13 protein-coding genes are annotated in these 20,696 nt (G+C 41.2%); 10 read left to right on the forward strand and 3 right to left on the reverse strand.

Features of this window, described 5'->3' with window-relative positions; translation table 11 throughout:
* Positions 1–13: 13 nt before the first annotated feature.
* Positions 14–1,129 (reverse strand): alanine dehydrogenase, encoded by a 1,116-nt coding sequence (gene ald, locus PAND9192_RS00955; RefSeq protein ID WP_087852177.1) that lies wholly within the window; start codon positions 1,127–1,129, stop codon positions 14–16.
* Between the two features lie 391 nt (positions 1,130–1,520).
* Here ald and PAND9192_RS00960 point away from each other — a divergent pair, with 391 nt between their 5' ends.
* Complete coding sequence (locus PAND9192_RS00960) at positions 1,521–2,981, forward strand: glutathione synthase (RefSeq protein WP_087852178.1); 1,461 nt, start codon at positions 1,521–1,523, stop codon at positions 2,979–2,981.
* Between the two features lie 128 nt (positions 2,982–3,109).
* On the forward strand, positions 3,110–3,583 hold the full coding sequence (locus PAND9192_RS00965) for a hypothetical protein (RefSeq protein WP_234998876.1): 474 nt from the start codon (positions 3,110–3,112) through the stop codon (positions 3,581–3,583).
* 79 nt (positions 3,584–3,662) lie between these two features.
* Here PAND9192_RS00965 and PAND9192_RS00970 read toward each other — a convergent pair whose 3' ends face one another.
* The gene (locus tag PAND9192_RS00970) at positions 3,663–4,874 is read right to left on the reverse strand and encodes an MFS transporter (RefSeq protein WP_234998877.1); all 1,212 of its coding nucleotides are present in this window, start codon (positions 4,872–4,874) and stop codon (positions 3,663–3,665) included.
* A 196-nt stretch (positions 4,875–5,070) separates the two neighbouring features.
* Between PAND9192_RS00970 and PAND9192_RS00975 the strand changes: the two genes are divergently transcribed.
* Positions 5,071–6,009 (forward strand): LysR substrate-binding domain-containing protein, encoded by a 939-nt coding sequence (locus PAND9192_RS00975; protein WP_087852180.1) that lies wholly within the window; start codon positions 5,071–5,073, stop codon positions 6,007–6,009.
* 36 nt (positions 6,010–6,045) lie between these two features.
* Here the strand turns inward: PAND9192_RS00975 and PAND9192_RS00980 are convergent, their stop codons facing one another.
* Complete coding sequence (locus tag PAND9192_RS00980) at positions 6,046–8,706, reverse strand: nitrate reductase (RefSeq protein ID WP_087852181.1); 2,661 nt, start codon at positions 8,704–8,706, stop codon at positions 6,046–6,048.
* A 440-nt stretch (positions 8,707–9,146) separates the two neighbouring features.
* Between PAND9192_RS00980 and cobA the strand changes: the two genes are divergently transcribed.
* The 7 genes from cobA (at position 9,147) to PAND9192_RS01015 (ending at position 20,504) form a co-directional block, all read left to right on the forward strand.
* The gene (gene cobA, locus PAND9192_RS00985) at positions 9,147–10,022 is read left to right on the forward strand and encodes a uroporphyrinogen-III C-methyltransferase (RefSeq protein ID WP_087852183.1); all 876 of its coding nucleotides are present in this window, start codon (positions 9,147–9,149) and stop codon (positions 10,020–10,022) included.
* A gap of 16 nt (positions 10,023–10,038) precedes the next feature.
* Complete coding sequence (gene nirB, locus PAND9192_RS00990) at positions 10,039–12,585, forward strand: nitrite reductase large subunit NirB (RefSeq protein ID WP_087852185.1); 2,547 nt, start codon at positions 10,039–10,041, stop codon at positions 12,583–12,585.
* Between the two features lie 12 nt (positions 12,586–12,597).
* Positions 12,598–12,945 carry a nitrite reductase small subunit NirD gene (gene nirD / locus PAND9192_RS00995; RefSeq protein ID WP_087852871.1) on the forward strand — a complete coding sequence of 116 codons (348 nt, stop codon included), beginning with the start codon at positions 12,598–12,600 and terminating at the stop codon, positions 12,943–12,945.
* Between the two features lie 9 nt (positions 12,946–12,954).
* Positions 12,955–14,424, forward strand: coding sequence for a NarK family nitrate/nitrite MFS transporter (locus PAND9192_RS01000; protein WP_087852186.1), 1,470 nt, complete (start codon positions 12,955–12,957; stop codon positions 14,422–14,424).
* Between the two features lie 32 nt (positions 14,425–14,456).
* Entirely contained in the window at positions 14,457–16,199 is a 1,743-nt protein-coding gene (locus PAND9192_RS01005; RefSeq protein WP_087852187.1) for a bifunctional protein-serine/threonine kinase/phosphatase, read from the forward strand.
* A 133-nt stretch (positions 16,200–16,332) separates the two neighbouring features.
* Positions 16,333–17,424: an efflux RND transporter periplasmic adaptor subunit gene (locus PAND9192_RS01010; protein WP_234998879.1), complete on the forward strand. Its 1,092-nt coding sequence runs from the start codon at positions 16,333–16,335 to the stop codon at positions 17,422–17,424.
* Complete coding sequence (locus tag PAND9192_RS01015; protein WP_087852188.1) at positions 17,421–20,504, forward strand: efflux RND transporter permease subunit; 3,084 nt, start codon at positions 17,421–17,423, stop codon at positions 20,502–20,504. The genes PAND9192_RS01010 and PAND9192_RS01015 overlap by 4 nt, the downstream gene beginning before the upstream one ends.
* Positions 20,505–20,696 lie beyond the last annotated feature (192 nt).

A 20,696-nucleotide genomic window follows, 5' to 3' on the forward strand; every position in this document is an offset into this window, starting at 1 on the left:
GAAGAATTATAAATTAGGCGAGAACGCTTTCTGCCGAGACATAAGGTAAATCAAGAGCTTGAGCTACGCTTTGACAGGTAATGTGGCCACGATAAACATTTAACCCATTTAATAAATGCGGGTTGTTTTGAAGGGCTTGTTGATAGCCATTATTAGCAAGTTCAACAATGTAAGGCAAAGTTGCGTTATTAAGTGCAACTGTTGAAGTACGCGCAACTGCCCCTGGCATATTTGCCACACAATAATGCACGACATCATCAACAATATAAGTAGGATCATCATGAGTAGTGGCATGTGATGTCGCAACACAACCGCCTTGGTCTATCGCAACATCAACGATAGCTGCACCAGGTTTCATTTTTTTGATCATCTCAGCGGTGACAAGTTTAGGTGCAGCAGCACCGACAACCAGCACTCCACCAATCACTAAATCAGCCTCTAAGACATGGCGCTCAATAGCATCATTGGTTGAATAAACGGTTTTTAGTTTGCCATTAAATTGCACATCAAGCTGACGTAGCACGTCAATATTGCGGTCTAAAATTACTACATCGGCTTGCAACCCTAGTGCCATTTGAGCAGCATTATTACCCACTACACCGCCACCAATGATAACGACTTTTGCGGGCTCAACCCCTGGAACGCCACCTAATAACATGCCGCGTCCACCACGTGATTTTTCAAGTGCAAATGCACCCGCTTGAATCGACATTCGTCCTGCAACTTCAGACATCGGTGCGAGTAAAGGTAAGCGTCCATGTTTATCTGTTACTGTTTCGTAGGCAATACAAATTGCTTTACTGCGAATAAGATCTTCTGTTTGAGCTGGATCGGGGGCAAGGTGGAGGTAAGTAAATAGAATTTGGCCTTCACGTAGCATAGCGCGCTCAATCGCTTGCGGTTCTTTAACCTTAACAATCATTTCTGACTCGAAAAATACCTCGGCCGCTGTTGGTAAAATTTGCGCGCCTGCGTCGATATAATCTTGATCGCTAAAACCGATTCCCGAGCCTGCTTGAGTTTCGATATATACGCTATGTCCATGAGAAACAACTTCTTTTACTGCTGCTGGAACCATGCCAACACGGTATTCATGAGTTTTAATTTCTTTTGGTACACCTAGGATCATAATAATCAACCTTGATTTTGTGTTATTGGAATGTGGGTATTTGTTATTGGTATGTTTATAGGTTAGGTCAACTTTGTTGGAATGTGCAACTATTTTTGTGGTTAATTAAAGCGGTATCAACTACTTTTATTGTTGATGGTGGTGATTAAATCTAAGTTTGATCGGTATCACAGTCTAAATGATTGTTTTTTGTTCGAGTTTTATGGGGGGAACTTTTTAAAAAGTTGTAGAGTGAGGTTGATTAGCATTGATAGCTGTTGCTATAGATACAAATTAAAACTATATTTCTAGTATTGTGGAATTAATGGTGACGACACTTAACCTTGATTGAAATAGCGTTATTGTTTGAAGCCATAGATAACTTTCAGCTGTATTTAAGAGCGATTAAACTATGAATAGCAATAATAAAGCTGTGATTGCACAACAGACCATTGAAGATATTTGTGAGTGGGCAATTATGCATGGTGTCGCTTTTCGCCAAGCGGATAATAGCGCCAGACATTGTCCCTTTAGTATTGCACCAATGACGATTGAGCGTGAGGTGTATCGTCATTTATGCCAAGTCGTACCACTATTGACGAAATTGATCAGTAATGTCTCTGAAGATCATGATTTTTTGCAGTCAGCATTGGGGGATATGGCGCAAGCGGATCCTTTCTTTGGGCGCTTAATGGCATTGCATCAGCAAATTCATGGCAATGCTAGTCAGTGTATTGAACCTGCGCGTCAGCCGTTGTTACTGATGCGAACCGATTTTATGGATGATCGTCAATATGGTGCAAAAGTTATTGAATTTAATGGTATTGCTGCCGGTATGGCACCGTTTGGTCAACGTGCAACTGAACTGCATCAATTTGTGCAACATCAATGGCCTGAAATTTATCAAGCATGGCTAGAAAACCGTTCAGCTACACCGTTAGTAAACCAAGGGCTGACTCAATTAGCGTTAGGAATTGAGACTGCTGCTCGCAATATAAAAGCGGATTTTAATGAGCAAGGTGCACCAGTGTTTTTGATGGTGGTGCAGCCAAATGAAGATAATGTTTATGATCAACACCTTTTAGAGGCTGCGTTACAACAACAAGGAATACGCACGGTCAGACGTACTTTTGAACAATTAAGTGCGCAGTTATCAACAGGAGTTGGTCAACGGTTACTGCTTGAAGGTGTTGGTGCGATTGATGTGGTGTATTTACGTGCAGGTTATCAATATTCAGATTATTGTGCGCCAGCACTGCATGAGGCGGTTTGCTGTTATACCTTGAGTCAAATGCGAGTGTTTATTGAGCAACATCACGTCGCTTTAAATGCTACCGTAGGTCAACAACTTGCAACCAGTAAAACCATGCAAATGTTATTAACCACGATGCCAGCTCAACAGTATTTGCGTTGGGGGTTAACCATTGCAGAAGCCGAGTTAGTAAAAAGTGTCTTAGCTGAAATGAAGCCAATTACAGCCACAACCATTGCTTGGTTTAATACGCAAGCAATCAAGGCTGAATGGGTACTAAAAAATCAGGGTGAAGGTGGCGGTCATTGTGTATTTGGTGACGATATTAGTGCAACGCTAGCAACATTAACTGCGGCAGAATATGATGCATGGGCATTGATGCAGCGTTTATATCCCCACGAACGTGAGATGCCAACTGTGGCTATTCGCGATGCACAGGCAACAGTAGTGACGGACTTAGTCAGTGAAATCGGGCTATTTAGTGCCTATTTCAATGGTAAGCCTGTCACCGACTTTGATGGTTATGCTGGGTATTTAATTCGTAGTAAGCCTGCGACTGAAAACGAAGGTGGTATTCACAGCGGTAAAGGGATTTTGGATTCATTAGTGTTGATAGATTAATGTAATCGCTTTAAATATGTATAAATACGGTGGTTAACCATAAAATTGACGTAAAAACTATTGTGTTATTATCGCTAATGGGCATATTAGATGACTGTTAGCGACATTTGCCATTGGAGTCTACTGCTGTGCTTAACCGAACCACCGTTATTTCTACATTATTGCTTTCTTTATCTTTCGTGGCTCCCGCTGCATTTGCTGGTACAACCCAGCATAATAGCTATCAAGTTCTTCCTGCTAAAAATGAAATTGTGACTAAAACTGATTTTGGTAATCAGACCTATATTTTCCATTTTACAGGCAATGGTCAGCGGTTATCACGTATTGATTTTCTTGATCATATGGAAACGCAAGCTACAGCATGCAAAAATTGGTTATATGTTCCAGCATTTAGCAATCTTAATGTTGCTGACGAAGTCGTATTACGGGTAAGTACCAATTACAATCCAAGCACCCATAATTGCACTGCGCATGCTTATGCAGGTAATAATGGCGGTAATATGGATCGAGTATTGACCTTATTTCAAAAGAAAGAGTATGTCGATATTGCAGGGTTTAACTTATCAGCTCATGGCTTTACTTCTGCAGTTGAGGAATTGTAAACCATCATTGTTGTGACTCAATAAACGCCAGCATTTTTCGAACTTAGAGATTAAAAGCGTTCCAATGCTGGCATTATTGTTATGATGTAGTGCTATGATTTAATCGTGCATAAATAATAAAGCTTATAACCGCTAATCCTCCCATGATCATATAGCCGTAGCTTAATCCCAAGAACTTAACGCTCATTCCCGCCACTAAATAGGTAATTAACCACCAAAAATGGGTTAATGAAAAATGGGCAGCAAAATACGGTCCAGTATCTTCATTGTTGCTATCGCAAGCTTTGGTAATAATCAGCCCTGCCGACGTTTGAATAAACGACATTCCCATCCCCATGGCAAAACAGACACAGCTAAAGCCTATCCAGCCAGGAGTCAGTGCTCCGATTAAAAAAGTGCCACAAATAATGGTTAATCCTAACCAATGAAAATGTTGCGGAGTATATTTATCCAGTAATTTAGGTAATCGCAGCGCGACAATCATCGAACCTAAACCTGTCACCATTAATGCTAACGCTGTTTGAGTTTGGTTGCCTTGGAGAATGTCATGTACATAAACCACAGTGTTAACCAATACCATTGCTGAGGCACTGGCTGCGGCTAAATAAGCAAACCATAATGCTTTAAGTGATGGTTTACCTAAATAGTTGCTGATGCCTTGAGTTAAGCTATTTAAAGTGATTTTTGTTGCAATGGCAGGTGTACGCTTAGGCAAACTACAGCATAAAATTAGTCCTGCAGAAATAATAAAAGTGGCAGCATCAAGGGTGAATAACAGTTTAAATTGAATAACCGTTAGCAGTAGCGCAACTAAGATGGGACTGATTATCTGCTCTAAATCATACGCCATTCGACTTAAAGAAAGTGCCGTAGCGTATTGATGCTTATTGGGTAGTACTGTGGGTAATATTGATTGGAACAGCGGCGAAAACCCAGCTGAACAAGCATTGATCGCAAACATTAATCCATAAACTTGCCATACATGGGTTACAAACGGCAGGCATAAAAACATCAGTGCACGTGCAATGTCTAATATAATCAGGGTTGGTTGTTTGGGTAAGCGGTGAGCAATAGCGCCAAAGATAGGTGCTAGGCCAATATAAGCCACCATTTTAATGGCAAACGCAATGCTTAACACCAGTCCGGCATTATTCCCTGCCAAATTATAGGCAAGCAAAGCAAGGCAAACTGAGCTGACACCGGTACCGATAAGAGAGGTAATTTGTGCAGCAAGCAGGCGTATATAATTTCGATTATGCCACATTGAGTCGGTATTCGTTATTGCAGTCATGTTGTAAGTCCAATTTATTAAACCAAAGCTTATCCCACAACCGAGCAACCTCAGTCAGTGATCTTATTGCCGCGAGATGACATAAAACAGTCTTGGGAATAGCGAGCAGTATATTTGTTTTATAGTTATCATTTAAATTGAACGTTTTTATAATTACTATTAGTGAATTCGATAACCTTTGGCGACTTAAATCACGATGAAAGAAATTAATTGGCGCGGCGTAGATCTCAATTTATTACTGACATTTGATGCGCTATATCACTTTAAAAGTGTATCAGCTGCGTCGAAAAAGCTGCATTTAGGCCAACCTGCAACCAGCTATAATCTGAAACGACTACGAGAGTTATTACAAGATCCGTTGTTTGAGCGGGTGGGTAATCAAATGTCACCGACAACCAGAGCCCAAGAAGTAGCGCCTAAAGTAGCGATGATTCTCGCTATTTTCAGTCAAGATATTTTGCCGTCAGCAGTGTTTGAGCCGCAAGGCTATGAAGGGAAGTTTATTATTGGTGTCAGTGATTACGCCGAGCAAATATTTGGCCCTGATATCTTTGATACATTGCAGCAGCTAGCACCACATGCCAAAGTGATTTTTAAACCTGTTGATAGTGAAAATTGCGTTAATTTATTAACTGCACACAACACGGATGTCTGTATTGGAGTATTTAATGATTTACCCGATCATGTATTAACGACTTTTTTATACCGTGAGAAGCACCTGTGTACTTTTGATAATAGTGTGATGCAAACTCAAATCCCGATTGATCTATCAACCTATTTAAATACTCCTCAAATCATTGTGACCGCTAATGAATGCTTAACCACTCAAGTGGATAAAACCTTGGCGGATTCAGGATTAAAACGCAATGTGGTTTTAGGTACAACCCGTTTTTTAACCGTTAGACGGATGTTAGTCGGCAGAAAAATGGTGGCGGTGATGGCTGAAATGGTGGGGCGTTCTGATCTGATTGATGACAGTTTAACTCTGTGCACGCCACCGATCGATATTCCCGATTTTAATATCGATATGGTGACTTTACAGCGTGATAGTCACCATCCGCGTATTATGTGGTTATCTGAATTAATAAAGCAGTTAATTCAAACGAAAGTGGATACATTACGCAATATCAAATAAAACATCGCCAAATAAAGTATCACATGTAGTGGTTAACTAATTCGCGCCGGTGGTGTTGAGCAAGGTGTTTATTTCATGGCAACAACCACCACAGCCAGTACCTGCGGTTGTAATACGGCTTAACGTCGATAGATCCTGTATTTTATGATTGGTGATCGTATCAATAAGTTGTTGTTTAGTTATTTGTTTACACACACAAACAATGTCAGAGGCACTAAGCTTATCTTCACCGTTAAGGAATTTATGGACGTTAATATCGTTAACGTCATTGCCAATAATATTTGCCGATATGGTGTTGTAATAGTGGCTATTATGGGGATGAATAACCACTGAAGCTAGGCAGCGATTATTGTTAAATATCACAGCACGACGGCTATTGTGAGTAATGGCTCGTAAGTCGTGTTGCGTCGAGTGCATGAAGTGGGCCATTAATATTTTCTCTAAAGCGCTTGAGGTCAGATTTGAGCTGATAAAATATTGATAACCTGCTGCTACTTTTTTACATACCCAATAGAGTGCTGTTGATGCACTCAGCTCAGTCAATGCAATTGTGGTGGTGGTCGTTAAGATAGCATCGGTAGTATAGGTGAGTGGTGATAGTTGAACAGCGGTCGCTTTATATTGTGGCTGTCCTGAAATCGGATCGCGTTGTTCACCAATGAGCGCGCAAACACTGCCTGCAGATGACGTATGTTGAGTCCAATGAATGGCGATAAATACCTGCTGGGGTTTAACAGCGGTGGTAATCCGCACTCGAAAAATAGCTTCGCCGTAGTGGCTGGTTACCGTTACTAATTGATTATCTATAACTTGGTAGTGATTGGCATCTGTTGGGTGTATTGATATTAATGGTTGTTGAATATGATCAGCCAGCGAAGCCGCAAGTCCTGTGCGTGTCATGGTATGCCATTGATCTCGAATTCTGCCGGTATTGAGTAATAAGGGATAAACCGCTGAAGCTTGAGTTATCACTGGACGATAAGGGGTTGCAATAAAACACGCTCGTCCATCTTGAGTGGGAAAAATACCGTCACTAAATAATCGCTGGTGGCTAATGCCATCGCTGTTAATTGGCCATTGCTGAGGCAATAAATGGTCATAATCGTTAGCAGTTAAGTTGCTTAATCCGCTAAGGTTAAGTAAACGTGGGCTTTGAGTTGGGTGATTATTGGTTGCTGTTAATGCAACATGTTCGGCAAAGATTTGAGCTTCATTGATGTAATTAAACTGGCGTTCAAATCCCATTCTTTGTGCGACTTGAGTGATTATCCACCAATCGGGTTTAGCTTCGCCTTGAGTTGGAACTAAACGTCGTTGACGGGAAATACAACGCTCAGAATTGGTGACAGTGCCTGATTTCTCACTCCAACCTTGAGCTGGAAGTTTGATTGTAGCATGGCGTAGCGTATCGTTATTATCGACACAATCTGAGACGATCACACACGGACATTGAGCTAATGCCTGATTGATCTTATTGCTGTTAGGTAAACTTGCGGCGGGATTAGTAGCGATGATCCATACTGCTTTTATTGATCCATTGGCAATCGCATCAAACATATCAACTGCTTTAAGCCCCGGCTTAGTCACCAGTTTATCGGTTTGCCAAAAATCACTCAGTAATTGCCAATGATCGTGTTGATCAAAACTAAGGTGTGCCGCTAAGGTGGTTGCTAAGCCACCAACCTCACGTCCGCCCATCGCATTAGGTTGACCTGTAATAGAAAAAGCGCTCGCGCCGAGTTTACCAATTCTTCCTGTCGCTAAATGACAGTTGATGATCGCATTGACTTTATCTGTGCCTGATACCGATTGATTTACGCCTTGAGAATATAGCGTCACAGTGCGTGCATGGGTGGCAAACAGCTGATAGAAACTGTGCAGTTGCTGCTCATTAATGCCGGTTAATTGGCTTACCTGTTGTTGATCTATAGCGGTTGCTGTCACTAATGCGGCCGTAATATTGTTGGTATGGATATCGATATAGTGTTGATCAACATAGTCATTGCGATGTAAGTAACTGAGCAAACCATTAAATAGCGCCACATCACTGCCAGGGGTAATTGAAAGGTGTAAATCAGCAATTTCACAACTGGCGGTATGACGCGGATCAATTACCACAATTTTAGTATTATGCTGTTGCTGTGCTTGTTTAAGGCGTTGAAAAAGTACGGGATGACACCACGCAAGGTTTGATCCTGTTAAAATCACTACTTCAGCAGCTTCTAAATCATCGTAACAGCCAGCAACACAATCTTCACCAAATGCTCGTTGATGGCCTGCGACAGCTGATGACATGCACAACCGTGAATTGGTATCAATATTCGCTGTGCCAATAAAGCCTTTTGCTAGTTTATTAATTACATAATAATCTTCGGTGAGTAATTGTCCGGAAACATAAAACGCAACCGCATCAGGACCATAGTTATCAATAATATTCTGAAGCTGATTTGCTGTTTCATTTAAAGCTTGGTTCCAGCTAACAGGTTTATTTAATATTTGTGGCGTTAGCATACGATTATTTGTGGTGAGTGTTTCTGATAACGTTAATGCTTTTGCACACAGTTTACCTTTATTAGCAGGGTGTTGTTCGTCACCTTTTATTTCTAGTTGACCATCATGATTAAACCGTGACTTTATTCCACAACCAACACCACAATAAGCACAGGTTGATTTTTTCCATGAGCTTTTCTTATTCATTGATGACGGCTCCTTTTATTAATGTAGCCATAATAGATGGTCATTAATAAATACAGGCAACATATGTACCAATAGCCATTAAATATTTTACGTGTTCGTTTTTTATTAATTAAGTATTTGATTTTATTTGTTATTGTTTTTTTTGTTTATTAATTTGTTTTAGCGCTATTATGGTTGGTTAATATTTATTATTAATCATTTTGGTGCAACAGTAGATTAATCCTGCACCATAACGGTGTTTATTGTTTTTAATATATCTTAAATAAGTTTTTCTTTGTTGGTAATTAATTAATATTTACTTTTTTAATTCAGGTGCTTGATGGTTTTATTTGTTTTTTAAATACAGGCTGGCATTAACATTGCTGAATAAATAACAGTATCAAATAACAACATGAAATAAAAAATAAAAGTAATGATGATTTTAAAATAAGAGGTGAACAATGAAACCATTGCAGCCGCAACAATATTCGTTAGTGACTAATGACGCTGAGATTCAATGGTGTCAGGTAATACAATCGGCGAATAACCAGTCTCAATCAGGAACAGTGACGTTAGTTGGTGCTGGGCCTGGGGATCCTGATTTATTAACATTAAAAGCCTTAAAAACCCTTGAGCAAGCAGATGTGGTGGTTTACGACCGTTTAGTCAGTGCAGCTATTATGGCGTTGATTCCAGCTTACTGCCAAACCTTATGTGTCGGAAAAGCCAAAGCCCAACAAAGCATGACTCAGGCTGGAATTAATCAGTTGTTAGTGCGCTTAGCCCAACAAGGAAAACATGTGTGTCGCCTTAAAGGTGGCGATGCGTTTGTGTTTGGTCGCGGTGGTGAAGAAATACATTATTTACGCCAGCATAGTATCAAGGTTGATGTTGTACCGGGTATTACAGCTGCGAGTGGTTGCAGCGCTTATGCAGGAATTCCGTTAACTCATCGTGGTGTGTCTCAAGGATGCACGTTAGTCACGGTCCACGCCGAAAAAGATCTTGATATTCAATGGCAAGCATTAGCCAAGCTCAACCATACCTTAGTGTTTTATATGGGATTATCCAAAGTTGATCTGATCTGTCAGCAACTCGCACGAGCAGGATTAAAAGCGGCAACACCTGCTGCAATAATAGAAAAAGGCTGCACTGCTGAACAGCGACTCATTAGCGCCACATTAGCGACTCTAACCGAACAAGTTAACCGTCATCAAATTTGCTCTCCAGCATTAATTATTATTGGTGAGGTGGTGAGTTTAAGTGACAGCTTAGCGTGGTATCAACCTCAAATGGATGCGCTGATGTCGATGAATAAACATCGCAAGTTGGCATAAAAACAGGGAGAGTAACATGAATAAAAAGCAAGTGGTTATTGTTGGTAATGGCATGGTTGGGCATCATTTTATTGAGCAGGTATTAGCCCTTGATAGTACTAATGACATCAGATTGGTGACTTTCTCTGAAGAAGATCGTTTAGCTTATGATCGAGTGCAACTGAGTCATTATTTCAGCGGTAAAACGGCGGCAGATTTAGCCCTTGTCGATGAAGTTGATTATCAACAAGCAGGGGTTGGTTACCATGTTAATCAACAAGTAACAGCCATTAATCGAGAGCATAAATACGTTGTTACCGCGCAGGGGAAAAAGATTGATTATGATCAGTTGATTTTGGCAACTGGATCATACCCCTTTGTACCACCGATTACGGGTAATGATGGTCAACATTGTCATGTCTATCGCACCATTAATGATTTAAAGGCCATTGCGGCATCAGGTAACAGCAGTCGAGTTGGGGTGGTGATTGGTGGTGGTTTACTTGGACTCGAAGCGGCAAATGCGCTGCAAAATATGGCTTTGGAAACTCATGTGGTTGAGTTTGCATCGCAGTTAATGGCGGTGCAGTTGGATGAAGGCGGCGGTGCGGTATTACGGCAAAAAATTGAAGCATTAGGCGTACATGTCCATACCAGTAAAGCAACCGAGAAAATCGTCACTGGCGATCGTTGCCGCTATAAACTTATTTTTGCCGATGACACCGAATTAGAAACAGATATGGTGGTTTTCTCAGCAGGTATTCGCCCGCAAGACACGCTAGCAAAACAAGCGGGGCTGACAGTAGGTGAGTGTGGTGGGGTTGTGATTAATGATCAATGCCAAACCAGTGATGCTGATATTTATGCCGTTGGTGAGTGTGCGTTATGGAATAACCGTATTTTTGGGTTGGTGGCGCCGGGCTATAAAATGGCACGGGTGGCAGCGTCGACGGTATGTGGTATTGAGGCGGCATTTACGGGTGCAGATATGAGCACCAAATTGAAATTGTTAGGAGTTGATGTCGCCAGTATCGGCGACGTTCATCATGATGTTGATGCCGCTCAAGTGTTTACGTTATCTCATGATATTGAGCAGAGTTACCAACGGATCATTGTTTCCAAGCAAGGTGATAAATTACTTGGAGCAGTATTAGTTGGTAATGTTGAACAGTATTCGCAGTTATTACAATTAACACTCAATCAGCAGCCATTACCCACTCCACCGTCGTTATTATTAATGCCGAAGGCGTTAGCAGCGAGTTCTCAACTGACAGCGAGTGATGATCTCCTTGGTGATGAGGCGCAAGTATGCTCATGTTTTGATGTTACGAAAGGTCATATTCGTCAAGCGGTTGCTAATGGTTGTAGCGATATGGCTGAGCTTAAAACGATTACTAAGGCCAGTACCGGCTGCGGCGGCTGTGCTAGTTTTGCTAAACAAATTATGCAAACCGAATTAGCAGCGTTAGGCCATCAAGTGAATCACCATTTATGTGAGCATTTTAGCTATAGCCGCCAGCAGTTAGCCGACATTATTCGAGTTAAGAAAATTAAAACCTTTAGTGCTCTATTAACTGAATATGGATCAGGATTAGGTTGTGATATTTGTAAGCCTGCTGTTAGTTCAATTTTAGCTTCATTTTGGAATGATTATATTTTGGAGCCACAGCATGTCGGCCTGCAAGATACTAATGATATTTACCTTGGCAATATGCAAAAAGACGGTACTTATTCGGTTGTGCCGCGTATTCCTGCAGGTGAAATTACCCCTGAAAAATTAATTATATTAGGCCAAGTCGCACAGCAATTTAAACTTTATACCAAAATAACCGGTGGTCAGCGAATTGATTTATTTGGCGCCCAGTTACATCAATTGCCTCAAATATGGCAGTTACTGGTGGATGCGGGTTTTGAAACTGGACACGCCTATGGTAAATCGGTACGAACCGTAAAATCTTGTGTCGGATCAACATGGTGTCGTTATGGCATGGCAGATAGCATGGCGTTTGCGATCGATCTTGAAAATCGTTACAAGGGCTTACGTTCGCCGCATAAGCTTAAGTTTGCTGTTTCTGGCTGTACTCGTGAGTGTGCAGAAGCGCAATCAAAAGATATTGGCGTAATTGCTACTGAGAATGGCTGGAATTTATATGTTGCGGGTAATGGCGGCATGCGTCCACGTCATGGGGATCTGTTTGCCTCAAACATTGATAGCGATACTTTGATTCGATATATCGACCGAATTTTGATGTTTTATATTCGTACCGCCGATAGGTTGCAACGCACCTCTGTCTGGTTAGAAAACCTTGACGGTGGCATTGATTATTTACGCCAAGTGGTGATTGATGATGCGTTAACGATTAATGCTGAACTGGAGCAAGAGATGGCAACCAGTTTGAGTAATTATCAATGTGAATGGAAAACCACCCTTGAGTCACCACAAGAACTGCGTCGGTTTCAACATTTCATTAATAGTCGTCAACCTGATTTGGGGTTAGCTTATCACACTGTTCGTCAGCAACGTACGCCAATGACATGGCCTAAAAGCGCAGATTCGATTGCAATTGTTAATATTACTGAATAAGGATAAATAATGATTAATCAATGGATTACTGTGTGTAATGAAAATGATTTATTCCTTGATGCGGGAGTTTGTGCGTTGGTGAATGGGCATCAGATAGCGCTGTTTCTATGTGGTCATAATAATAGTCTCTATGCGATCAATAATTACGATCCTATCGGTAAAGCAAATGTGCTGTCACGGGGTATTGTTGGCTCATTAAACGGTACAGTAGTGGTGGCGTCACCATTATATAAACAGCATTTTTGTCTTGAAAGTGGTCAATGTGTCGAGCGAGCTGAAACCTTAGTACCGACATACCCTGTGCGCCGTTATAACGGTAATGTTCAGGTGCAATTGGTCGTTTCTTTACTGGGTAAATAGGGATCAATAATGTCGAATTATCATAAGTTTAATTTGTTCTCTTTTCACGGAAAGATGAAAATACTTCATATAAGTTGGCTGGCTTTTTTTATCACATTTATGGTGTGGTTTAATTTCGCTCCCTTGTTGCAAGCCGTAAAAACCTCGTTAGGGTTAACCACAGAGCAGATAAAAACCTTATTAATATTAAATGTCGCATTAACTATTCCAGCGCGAGTCGTGGTTGGCATGCTTACTGATAGATATGGCCCACGGCTTGTGTACAGTTTGTTATTAGTACTGTGTGCGATCCCTTGTTTTGTATTTGCTTTTTCAACCACGTTTATGCAAGCCGCCATTGCCCGTTTTGCGCTCGGTTTTATAGGCGCAGGGTTTGTGATTGGGATTCGATTAGTGTCGGAATGGTTTCCCCATCATGAATTAGGCACTGCAGAAGGTATTTATGGTGGCTGGGGCAATTTTGGCTCTGCTGCGGCGGCATTTACATTACCGACGTTAGCATTATGGTTCGGTGGTGATGATGGTTGGCGTTATGCGATGGCGGTAACTGGCGGGTTAAGCGTTATTTTTGGGGTGATATTTTATTGGACGGTGACGGATACTCCCAAAGGTGCAACCTATTATAAATCCCATCATGTTGGTGCCATGGAAGTGACATCGCGTGGTGATTTATGGCTATTAACTATCATGAAAATACCCATGTATGCCGCAATGGGGTTATTGGTGTGGAAGCTGTCATCGCCAGCGATTGGTATGTTAAGTACTGATATTAGCTATGGTATTTATATCGCCTTAGTTGGGTTGTATTTATTTGATATTAAACAACTGTGGCGAGCTAATCAGCAAATGTTAATCAAACCTGTGCCAGCTATCCACCGCTATTCTTTTCGGCAAGTTGCGGTGCTTAATGTGCTGTATTTTACTACCTTTGGTTCGGAGTTAGCAGTGGTATCGATGCTGCCATTATTTTTTGCGGATATCTTTACCTTAACCCCTGTGATGGCGGGTGTGGTTGCATCTTCCTATGCGTTTATGAATTTGGTCTCTCGCCCTGGTGGCGGCTGGTTGTCGGATAGATTTGGCCGTAAATCAACTTTACTGATTTTAACTGCAGGCTTGGCTATCGGATATTTGTTGATGGCTAATATTAACGCCAGTTGGCCACTATGGAGTGCGGTATTAGCAGCAATGATATGTTCGTTCTTTGTTCAGTCAGGAGAAGGGGCTGTGTTTGCTGTGGTGCCATTAATTAAACGCCGCATGACAGGTCAAATTGCAGGCATGACAGGGGCGTACGGTAATGTTGGTGCGGTGTGTTATCTGACTATTTTATCGGTGGTTGAATACAGTACTTTTTTTGTCATTATTGCGTTAACCGCTATTTTAGGTTTTGTGGCGTTATTGGCGTTGCAAGAGCCATCAGGCACAATGGCTGAGATCAATGATGATGGCAGCGTAACCTTAATTGATGTTAGTTAGTGGCATAACAGAGCAATTCAATAAGGAATATCATGACGGTAACTAATTTGACGGTGGGTTATGGTGGCTATTCTGATGCAGGAAAAAAGCAAAAAAATCAGGATGCTTTTGCAGTACTATCACCCTCAAAAGCGCTAGAGTTACAACATAAAGGGGTGGTGGCATGTATTGCCGATGGTGTCAGTTGTAGTCATCGAAGTTATATCGCCAGTCAATTGAGTGTGATTCATTTTATTGAAGATTATTTAGCAACCGCCACCACATTATCGGTCAAGCAAGCTGCTTCTTCGATATTAAATACGCTTAATTCATGGCTATTTAATGATGCTCAGCAAGGCGGTTTACCACAAGATGCGGCTGTGAGTTCATTGTCAGTGGTGATCATTAAATCCAATACCGCGCATATCTTTCATATTGGTGATTGCCGAGTGTATTTATGGCGTGATAATGATTGCAGCTGTTTAACCCAAGATCACCGTCGCAGCTATCATGATGGTCAACATTACCTTACTCGTGCACTAGGAATGGATTCTCACCTACAAGTGGATTATCAAACCATTGCGTTAAATGTCGGTGATAAGCTCGTGATGACCACTGACGGTGTGCATGATGTCGATAATATTGAACAATCAATTGCAGCAACTATGTCTATTGAGCCGTTGTTATCTGACTTACAGCAACAGTGTTTAGAGCAGCAAGCGCGTCAGTTAGTCACTGCAGCTCAGCAACAAGGATCACCAGATAATGCCAGTTGTGTGGTACTGGAGATTGCAGCATTGCCTTTGCTTGCTACTGATGAAATTTTAACAGCGTGTCGTCATAAAACCATTCCTGCTGCACTTAATGTTGGGCAACGAATCGATCAATTTGTTATTTGCCGTATTCTTGATGCTGGCTGTAGAAGCCATATTTACTTGGCCAAGTCGAATGATGATAACAATTATTATGTATTGAAAATACCCTCGCCTAATATGGTTGATGACCTCCAATACCTTGATTGTTTTGTGCGTGAAGGCTGGTTAGGGCAACAATGTCAGTTTGATGGAATAATGACAATATTTAATCATAATGCCCAATCAGCGTTTCTATATCATGTGTGTGAATTTATTGAAGGCTCTACGCTACGGCAATGGATGATAGATAATCCCAACCCTCCATTGGCAACGGTGCGAGTGATTGTTGCTGAAATCGTGGCAGTGATACGAACCTTACAACGACAAGGTATTTATCATGCTGATATCAAGCCTGAAAATATTATATTAGGCCTTGATTTAAGGGTGACTCTGATTGATTTTGGCAGCGCGTGGATCAATGGTTATCAAGAATTAGACATAGCACAGACTCACGATAACCCTCGAGGAGATTTAAATTATCTTGCCCCTGAGTGTCATGCAGGAGGCAAACCATCATTGTTAAGTGAGCAGTTTTCACTTGCTGTTGTTATCTATGAAATGCTAACAGGCTCATTGCCTTATCCACGTCTAACGCCTCATAGTAACGTGCCTATCGCCATTAAGATGAACTATACCGCGCTTAACCATTATCGTGCAGATTTACCATTATGGTTAGATGTGAGCCTCAAGAAAAGTTGTCATCCGTATGCTCAATATCGTTATCAAGCGCTTTCTGAATTAGTCATAGCATTAACCACACCTGCACCATTACCCACAATGATGCAACAGCCATTAATTGAACGTAATCCTTTGTTATTGTGGCAATCTATTAGCTTAATATTATTAGTAATTATCGTGCTGCAAAGTTTGTGGGCAACATAAATGTAAAACAGCGTAAAGGTGAGTGATAGCCGTATATTCGAAAAAATAGCTTTGCTAGTATTGTATGTCTTATAGGTATATATGGTGCTGGTTGGTCCTAGCGCATGTTGTTTAATGTTCTAGGAAGTAGATCATGATAAAACGAACAGTCATTTCAATGGTGGTGATTACTACCTTAACATCCGTTATTACAGGTTGTGATAGTGGTTCTAATATAGCCGCTCACAAAGCTATTGCAGCTGCTGCACAAGTTGAAACCCAAACCATTAACGCACGTACATTGGTTAAGCAAGTAACAGGCTATGGCGTGATTAATAGCCATAATATTGTGACTTTAAAAAGCCTGCAAACCAATAAAATAACTGCCATTTTGTTCACTGAAGGGCAGACAGTTGTCAAAGGACAACGATTAGTGCAGTTAGATCCCCGTGTAGCCACAGCAAAAGTGGCCCATGACCAGGCATTATTGGCGGCAGCAAAATCTACCTGGCAACGCCAAACGCAATTAAGTGCTAAAGGCGTTATTTCTCGTAGTAGTTATGATGACAGTGAAAGTAGTTATAAACAGGCATTAGCCCAGTTAGCGCAAGATAAAACCTTATTAACCGAACTGACCATAAAAGCGCCGTTTGATGGCGTGATCAGCCAAACTGATTTCCATGTTGGTGATGTGGTCACCGTCGGTAATAGCATCGCTACTTTATATTCTCCCCATCAACTCACGGTAGAATATCAATTACCGGCACAACAACGGCCAGAATATAAATTAGGCCAGCAAGTATTGGTGCAATCGGAATTAGATCCTGCGACTAAGGTTACAGCTACGGTAGACTATATTGCGCCTAATACGGTGACGGGACTGGTGACATTAAAAGCGCAGTTACCGCCTGATGCGCCATTCTCTCCTGGGCAAAACATCAAGGTTGTTCAAAAAACACAGCTATTACCTCATCAAGTGACGATTCCAACATCTGCGTTAATGACTAATATTCAAGGCGCACAGGCATTTATCGTGGTGGATAATAAAGCGCGTTTACGGGATGTTAAAGTCGGTGAATATTACGATGGTTATGTACAAATAGTTTCGGGTTTAACAGCAGGAGAACAACTGGTTGTTAATGGACAAAACTATTTACGGACGGATCAAAAGGTCGAAATTGTTGATCCTAAACAGTCTCAACCACTATCGTCTTCACAACCACATTCAAAAGCAGGTAAAGCATGAAGTTAACTGAGCTTTGCCTACGTCGTCCAGTGCTATGTACTGTGTTGTGGCTGATTCCTGTATTTATTGGGTTACTGTTTTGTCAAAAACTACCATGGCGTTATACACCACAAATTAGCCAATCTAAAATTCAAGTCTCAGTCCATGATAGTGCGCTTGCTGCACAAAATATGATGACTGAAGTGTTGATCCCGATTCAAAATGCCATTGCTGGTACGGAAGGGATCAGTCATTTATCGGCAACGGCGCGCCAAGGACGAGGCAATATTATTATTGACGTTGCTGCCAGCGTTGATGACCGAGAAATTGATACCTTGGTAAGCGAGATCCATAATGATATCGGTAATATAGAAAGCCAGTTACCGGATGATATTTCGCCACGAGTGTCTAAATCGGATGATCAGGGCATGCCTGCAATGTTGATTGGCTTAACTCCTGGGCCGCATCAAGCAGAATATGAATTTCATCAATATGGTATTGATACATTGCTGCCGCAGTTAGAACAGCTACCTGCAGCTGGATCGGTAAGTGTTGCGCCTAGTTCTGGCCAATCTGTGCTGATCACGCTAAATCCAGATAAAGTGCAGCATTACGGGTTAACCTTAAATAACGTGATCAACAAAATCGCCGATGTTGACAGTATAACGGCGCTAAGTGGCCAAACATCGGGGTCTCAAAGTCAATATCAATTGGTATCGACCGGAGCGATATCCAATCTTAATGATATTAAAAATACCATTGTGGCGATGTATCAACAGCAGCCAGTACGGTTATCCCAAGTTGCGACGGTGGAAATTGGTACGCCAAGTAGCCAGTTGGAATTAAAGCCGATGGTGGATTTTTCTAAGCAAAGTGCGATGTTATTTGTACTTAATCCACAATATACCGCCACAGCTAATCCATTGATATTGTCACAACAAGTACATCAATTGTTGAATTCGACCACGTTGCCTAGTGGTATGAAAGCCACAGTATTATTGGATAAATCAACTTTTATTATTACCTCACTTAACGATGTTTATGTTGCGATTGGATTAGCAGTATTGCTGGTGGCTGGAGTGATTTGGTTGTTTTTAGGTAATTTACGCATTGCGCTAATTCCAATCGTGACCATTCCAGTGTGTTTATCGTGCTCGTTTATTATTCTTAAACTGGCCGGGTTTAGCATTAATTCATTAACGTTATTAGCAATGTTATTAGCTGTTGGGCTAGTGGTTGATGATGCGATAGTGGTGGTTGAGAACGTGCATCGTCAACTGCGGTATCATTCATCAGTGCGTAAAGCGACTGTAATTGCGTGTCGTCAAATTGGATTTGCAATTATTGCAACCACACTGACATTGGCTGCCGTGTATATTCCGGTCGGGTTAGTCGATGGTATTACAGGACAGTTATTTCAACAATTTGCATTTACCTTAGCGGGTACGGTGATTATCTCTGGGGTAGTGGCATTAACCTTATCACCGATGATGTGCAGTAAAATGATGAATCATCAACCGCCGGCTCGGTTTGAAATATGGATCAACGATCAATTGACTCAACTGGCTCATGCTTATCAACGGCTATTAGCTGCGACCATTGATTACCGTAAAACAACGCTAGTGGTGATGGTGGTGATTTTAGCCAGTAGCTATTGGCCATTTATGCAAACCCCTTCAGAAATGTTGCCGACGGAAGATTCAGGACAAATATTTTTATTTCAACCGTTAGTAGGTAGTAGTGATGACACTAGCGAACAAAAAATGATTGATAATATGAATCAGCAGTTACGCCAGATCCCTGATATTGCGCATGTGGCTATTCTAGCGAGCAGTGATTTTATTCGTGGCTTTGTGACTTTAAAACCTTGGGAACAGCGTAAGTTATCCGCGCTGAAAATCAGTGAAATGATCAATACTCGCTTAAAAGTTGGCGGTAATATTGTCTTTACTGGCGTCATTCCTGCGATTGAAACCGGCGGTGGTCGCCGCGGTAACAGTAATGGTATTGATATAAATGTCAGCAGCAATGTTAATGAGCAAACATTGGCGCAAGAAATGCGTGAGGTCACACATAAGATTCAGCAATCACCGTTGTTTGATCATGCAAGAAGCGCATTAAAGTTCGATCAAAATCAATTTAGCATTGATATTAATCGCGTGTTAGCGTCGCAATATGGCGTCCCACTGCATAATATTCAGCAAGTATTGAAATTAGCCATGAGTGGTAAATCATTCAGTAATGATATGAGCTACCAAGGGACTAATTATCCACTACATTTACAATTGGACTCTGCCTATACCTTAACGCCTGATGCGATAAAACAACTGATGATCAGTAATAAGAAAGGTACATTAGTGCCGTTATCTGAGCTTATTTCGATAAAAAATCAACTCGGGCCGCGCTCACTTGAACAATATGATCGCGCTACATCAGCTTCATTATCGATTCGATTAGCAGATGGTGTCAGCATGGGAGAGGGGATTAACGCTTTAAATCAATTATTGCCTAAGGTGTTGCCTGCTAATGCGCGTTATAACTATGTTGATAGTGCCAAACAATATTTAGATTCTAATCAACAAATGCTGTTCGTGTTTGTGGCTGCGTTGGTATTTATTTATATGGTGTTAAGTGCACAATTTGAGAGCATGGTTGATGCACTGGTGGTGATGTTGTCATTACCCATTACGTTATCAGTCGCGTTGTGGGCATTATATAGCAGTGACTACAGCTTAAATGTGTATTCACAAATAGGGTTAGTCACTTTAATTGGTTTGATTTGTAAACACGGCATATTAATTACTGAATTTGCCAATGAATTACAGGCACAAGGATTTTCACCGCGAGAGGCTATTTTAGAAGCGACTAAAACCCGTTTAAGACCAATATTAATGACCTCATTGACAATGATTTTAGGGACGTTACCGTTATTATGCGAAACGGGGCCTGGTGCTAATGCTATGGGATCGTTAGGGATCATTATTATTGCTGGAATGGCGTTAGGTATTGTTGATCCATTATTTGTGGTGCCAAGTGTATACTTGATGGTGCAAAAACTAAAACGAACTAAGACTTCAGTCACGATCTCTAATATCGATTAAAACAGAGTTGCCACTGCGGTTGATTATAGCCGCGGTTTGGTGTTGTTAGCCGTTATTAGTGGTAGAAAGCTCGATACTGTCATTGTAGCTAAAACCAACTAGACTTTAAGCATTAGTACGATTGTTTAAAGTCGATGTATTGGCACTGACACGAGTTCGTGAAATAGGGCTCTGACAACTGATTAATTTGTA

Origin of the sequence: Photobacterium andalusiense (assembly GCF_900185625.1) — a bacterium.
Classification (GTDB): Bacteria; Pseudomonadota; Gammaproteobacteria; order Enterobacterales; family Vibrionaceae; genus Photobacterium; species Photobacterium aquimaris.

Excerpts from the sequence above, each read along its gene's own strand:
- ald (WP_087852177.1), bottom strand. The coding sequence starts at position 1,129 with ATGATCCTAGGTGTACCAAAAGAAATTAAAACTCATGAATACCGTGTT.
- PAND9192_RS00960 (WP_087852178.1), top strand. The coding sequence starts at position 1,521 with ATGAATAGCAATAATAAAGCTGTGATTGCACAACAGACCATTGAAGAT.
- PAND9192_RS00970 (WP_234998877.1), bottom strand. The coding sequence starts at position 4,874 with ATGACTGCAATAACGAATACCGACTCAATGTGGCATAATCGAAATTAT.
- PAND9192_RS00975 (WP_087852180.1), top strand. The coding sequence starts at position 5,071 with ATGAAAGAAATTAATTGGCGCGGCGTAGATCTCAATTTATTACTGACA.
- PAND9192_RS00980 (WP_087852181.1), bottom strand. The coding sequence starts at position 8,706 with ATGAATAAGAAAAGCTCATGGAAAAAATCAACCTGTGCTTATTGTGGT.
- cobA (WP_087852183.1), top strand. The coding sequence starts at position 9,147 with ATGAAACCATTGCAGCCGCAACAATATTCGTTAGTGACTAATGACGCT.
- nirB (WP_087852185.1), top strand. The coding sequence starts at position 10,039 with ATGAATAAAAAGCAAGTGGTTATTGTTGGTAATGGCATGGTTGGGCAT.
- PAND9192_RS01000 (WP_087852186.1), top strand. The coding sequence starts at position 12,955 with ATGTCGAATTATCATAAGTTTAATTTGTTCTCTTTTCACGGAAAGATG.
- PAND9192_RS01005 (WP_087852187.1), top strand. The coding sequence starts at position 14,457 with ATGACGGTAACTAATTTGACGGTGGGTTATGGTGGCTATTCTGATGCA.
- PAND9192_RS01010 (WP_234998879.1), top strand. The coding sequence starts at position 16,333 with ATGATAAAACGAACAGTCATTTCAATGGTGGTGATTACTACCTTAACA.
- PAND9192_RS01015 (WP_087852188.1), top strand. The coding sequence starts at position 17,421 with ATGAAGTTAACTGAGCTTTGCCTACGTCGTCCAGTGCTATGTACTGTG.